The following is a 4,163-nucleotide window of genomic DNA, read 5'->3' as shown; positions in this document are numbered from 1 at the left end:
TCAGGCGACGCGTCGTCTCGTCCGGCTTTGCCAACCGGCGGACCTCGTTGTCGAACTTACCCTGTTGTTGACAGACGCTCTCATCGATCGAGAGCAGCGGCGATATCACGCTGAGAAGTAAATGATCAACGCCCAAGAGTTCGGTGATCTTGTCGCGGAATTGTTGGCCGATCGCGCGAGGGAAAAGTAATCCACATTCCTTCATCAAGCTGCGGACCTGGTTCCTCGCTTTTGACTTTTGACCTCTCGATACCAACCAACCTGCACCAGTTTGGCACGGCCTCGCGCATCATTCTGATAGCCCTCATATAGGAGTTGCTCGGCGGCTGTGAGCAGTTTGGGATCGATCGTAGTCGCACCAATGACGGTGCGTACCTGGCGCATCGATTTGCGGACGGCGTTGTGGAAGGCCCGACTAGCGCTTTCCATCAGCCAACCCAGCGCTCATTCGCGCGCAGGTTCAGGGTTACGCGGCCGAGCACCGGCCTTACGACGGGGGAATTGCGCATGCCCTGCGCAATTCCGCGCTGGGTCGGAGGCTGGACCGCGAACGCGTATGAGGAGTTCAGCGTATCGCTCGCCGACCTTCGCCGGGAGCTGTTCGGAGTTGCCTTGGCGAAGGACGCCGAATCGCAATTGGCGGAAGCATGCCTGGTCGAGATCGAGGAGCTGCGGGATGAGCATGGCCGGCTTGATGACGAACCGCGCCACCGCGGCATCTCTTCGGGACAACACTGGCCTATCATCCGGTAGCGCTTACGATGCTTCGCCACCAGTAACCGCACAAATGAATCGCGATAAAGCGATCGAACCGCAGTCGGGTTGCGGGTTTGAATCCAAGCTTGGTCATTGCTGGCTGTCAGCGCTTTGCGGCGAGCGTTTTCCATCCATCGACCTTGCGCATGTTGATCTGGCCGGAAGCGAGCAAAGCCCAGAACAACATGGCCGCGGTCTCTGCCGATGACAGCAGCACGGCCTGCGTTTTGATTCGTCGCTTGAACTCCTCGTGTAGCCGCTCGATAACGTTGGTAACCGGTATGAGATGCTTGGTGCCGATGTTCTGCTGCGTTCGCGGAGATCGTAGCATATGGTGCGACCATCCGGGACGGAGGCACCGGGAGCACGAAGGTGCGGGCAGGCCGACGCGTACGATGAGCTGAGAGCTCGTGTTAGTAGCTGGCCGCCTCTGCGACTCGCCCGGTTGCGCCGTGAGCGCGAATCCGTAGTTGTCGTGTCGCCCGCCGCTCCCTGTTATGAACAACAGAAAGGAGATGCGGATGCGACGCGTGATCGGTATTGATCTTCACCGAACCTTCGGCGAGGTAGTGATCTGGGAAGACGGCATTCTTCGACATGCCGGCCGGGTCGACATGACCCGGACCGCCCTTGAAGGATTGGGCAAGAGTCTGCGATCGACAGATGAAGTGGTGATCGAGGCGACTGGCAACAGCATGGCAGTTTCGCGCGTGCTGACCCCTTTCGTCACGCGAGTGATCATCGCAAATCCGTTGCAGGTGAAGGCGATCGCTCAGGCACACGTAAAGACCGACAAGATCGACGCTGGCACGCTCGCCAGCTTACACGCGGCCGGGTATTTGCCACAGATTTGGACGCCTGATGCCGTCACTGAACGCAAGCGTCGACTGGCGGCGCGGCGGTACCAAGTCGTGAGGCATCGCACACGGATCAAGAACGAGGTCCATTCGATCTTGCACGCGCACCTAATCCCGAAGTGCCCGCATGCCGATCTGTTCAGTGCGCGTGGCAGGGCATGGCTTGCCCGTCAGCCATTGCCCGACGACGAGCGCGCAGCCGTGAACCGGCACGTGCGCGAACTGGATAGGCTGGCGGAGGACCTGACCGTCCTCGACCGCGAGATCGCACAAGCCGCGATTGACGATCCCGCAGTCAAAAGATTGATCACGATCACGGGCGTGAATCTCGCGGTAGCAACAGGCATGGTCGCGGCGATCGGCGAGATCGGTCGGTTCAAAAGCCCTCAGAAGCTGGTGAGCTATTTCGGGCTGAATCCACGGGTACGGCAGTCGGGCCTGGGTGCGGCCCATCACGGACGCATCAGCAAGATCGGCCGCAGTCACGCTCGCGCCATGCTGGTGGAGGCGGCGTGGGCGGCGGCCAAAGCGCCCGGACCGCTGCACGCTTTCTTCGTACGCATTCGCGCCAGGCGCGGCCATCAGATCGCCGCTGTGGCCGTCGCCCGCAAGCTCGCCGTGCTCTGCTGGCACTTGTTGACCAAGGACGAGGATTATCTCTGGGCTCGTCCGGCGCTGGTCGCCAGCAAGACGCGCGGGATGGAACTGCAGGCTGGCCATCCGCAACAGAAGGGCAGCCGACGTGGGCCGGCCTACGCCTATAACGTCAAGGCGCTGCGCAACCAGGAGATGTTGGTCGCCACCCAGGCCGAGCGAAGCTACGAGCGCTTCACAGCGCAGTGGGAACCTCGACGCCCAAAAGATGTGGCGCGCGGACGCCTCAAACCGGCAGGACGAAAATGAGGCTGCCTGGCGACGCTTGCAGCCGACGCGCCGCTCTTCGCCACGAGGTCGCCCGCGCACGAGGATAATAGCTGCCCGTGCAGGCTATTTCCAGTCCCGCCGGCTCCGCGGCCTTGCAATCCCGATCCGGTCGAGCATGCCGTCGTGCTCGGTCCGGTCAAGGCCAAGCCTTACGGTGGCCGCGTAAAGACGCGGCCAGCCTTGACCGGCCCTGCGCGCGGCGGCGGTGAAGAGGCGGTCGGGACGGAAGAACGCCAGCAGCGCGGTCGAACCAAAGAACGTACTCGAAAGATTCCAGGGCTCGACACAAAATAACCCTTGTCCATCTCATCCGTGGTGCGCGCGCTCTTCCACTGACTCGGTGGGAGTCGGGTGAAGGTGAAGAGCCGGTCGCCAGCTTCCTGCAGGCTGTCGGCCACCGCACGATGCTTGAGCCGCCATTTGCGGATGAAGGCCTTGCGACGCGCCTCGATCTCTTCGCGCGTCGCCGCGTAGATCATGTCGTTGTAGTCGGCAGTGATCTCCTCGTGCAGGCGCTCGGGCGCATGCGCCAAGAGGTTGCGGTGCTTGTGAACCGTGCAGCGCTGCACCGGTACGCCGTCCCACACAGCGGCGATCGCGCTATCGAGCCCGGGCGCGCCGTCCACGATGAGGAACCCGGGCCGTCGCAGGCCGCGCCGGATGAGATCGTCGAGCACCGCCCGCCAGGCTTCGTTGCTCTCGCTGCCCATGGCCTTGACCGCGAGCAAGATCTTCTGGCCGTCCGCGCGCACGCCGATGACAACCAGCAGCGAGATCGATGTGGCCTTGCGGTCGAGCCGCACCCGCACCACGGTGCCGTCGAGGATCAGCCGCACGATCGGCTCCTCAGCCAGCGAGCGGCCATTCCACGCATCCCAGTCGCTCTTCACTTTGCGCCACACCCGGCTCACCGTGTCCTTGCCGACCGCGCCGCCGAACAGAGCAGAGAGCGCGCGGCGCACACGGCGGGTGTTGGTGCCTGCCAGGTAGCAGCCGGCGATCAGCGCGTCGGCGGCCAGCGTGCGACGTTGGTAGGCCCGCAGTGCGCCGCTTTTCCACTCGGTCGTCTTGCCGTCGGACGTATTCAACCGGGCGCGCGGCATTGCGATCTCCACTTTCCCGAATGTGCCCAGCAGTGAGCGCGAGCGATGCCCATGGCGGTGACCAGTGGCGGCGGGCGTGGCCTCCGAATCACCGCTCGCCGGCCTCGCCCGGCGGGCGTAGCGCGAGCGCGCCAGCACCTCGTCCAGCTCAGCTTCGAACATCGCCTGCAGGAATTCCCGGGTTCGCTGGCCAAGGCCAGCTTCAATCGGGTCGAACCAATTGTCGAAAAGCCGCTCAGTCGTCGCGATTTCGGACTGCGGAGGCAAGGCGTCGTGATAGTCTTCGTCATGGCGTGATCTCCACCGGCGCTGAAACGCCGGAATCGCTTGTTGGTCCAAGCTGGAGATTACGCCGCCTTCATTTTCCAACCACCCCCGCTACGGCACCAGCGCAAGAAGCGTGCCCTGGTGTGTAAACCCATGGATGAACGGCTAAAATTCATTGCGCGGCTGCTGGACGGAGAGCAGATAGATGGCGCCTCTGTGCCGAGAGTTCGGCATCTCGCGCAAGACCGGCTATAGA

At 63.0% G+C, this 4,163-nt stretch carries 2 protein-coding genes and 3 pseudogenes; 2 read left to right on the top strand and 3 right to left on the bottom strand.

Going from position 1 to position 4,163, the window contains the following annotated elements:
• Window positions 1-297: pseudogene (locus VFB05_RS28575) on the bottom strand (IS110 family transposase); the annotation flags it as partial.
• A gap of 210 nt (window positions 298-507) precedes the next feature.
• Between VFB05_RS28575 and VFB05_RS28570 the strand changes: the two are divergent.
• Window positions 508-753 carry a hypothetical protein gene (locus VFB05_RS28570; RefSeq protein ID WP_325018807.1) on the top strand — a complete coding sequence of 82 codons (246 nt, stop codon included), beginning with the start codon at window positions 508-510 and terminating at the stop codon, window positions 751-753.
• Between the two features lie 106 nt (window positions 754-859).
• On the opposite strand, the pseudogene VFB05_RS28565 reads toward VFB05_RS28570, so the two are convergent.
• Window positions 860-1,030 (bottom strand): annotated as a pseudogene (locus VFB05_RS28565) (IS256 family transposase); the annotation flags it as partial.
• Window positions 1,031-1,295: 265 nt separating this feature from the next.
• Here VFB05_RS28565 and VFB05_RS28560 point away from each other — a divergent pair.
• Window positions 1,296-2,516 carry an IS110 family transposase gene (locus VFB05_RS28560; RefSeq protein WP_325018809.1) on the top strand — a complete coding sequence of 407 codons (1,221 nt, stop codon included), beginning with the start codon at window positions 1,296-1,298 and terminating at the stop codon, window positions 2,514-2,516.
• Between the two features lie 317 nt (window positions 2,517-2,833).
• Here the strand turns inward: VFB05_RS28560 and VFB05_RS28555 are convergent.
• A pseudogene (locus VFB05_RS28555) lies at window positions 2,834-3,907 on the bottom strand (IS256 family transposase); the annotation flags it as partial.
• Between the last annotated feature and the right edge of the window lie 256 nt (window positions 3,908-4,163).

It is taken from the genome of Bradyrhizobium sp. (assembly GCF_035652035.1).
Taxonomy (GTDB): domain Bacteria; phylum Pseudomonadota; class Alphaproteobacteria; order Rhizobiales; family Xanthobacteraceae; genus Bradyrhizobium.
This window is presented reverse-complemented; position numbering and strand designations above follow the sequence as displayed.

What these genes read in the sequence shown, in the direction of transcription:
- VFB05_RS28570 (WP_325018807.1), top strand. Translation starts at nt 508, where the DNA reads ATGCCCTGCGCAATTCCGCGCTGGGTCGGAGGCTGGACCGCGAACGCG.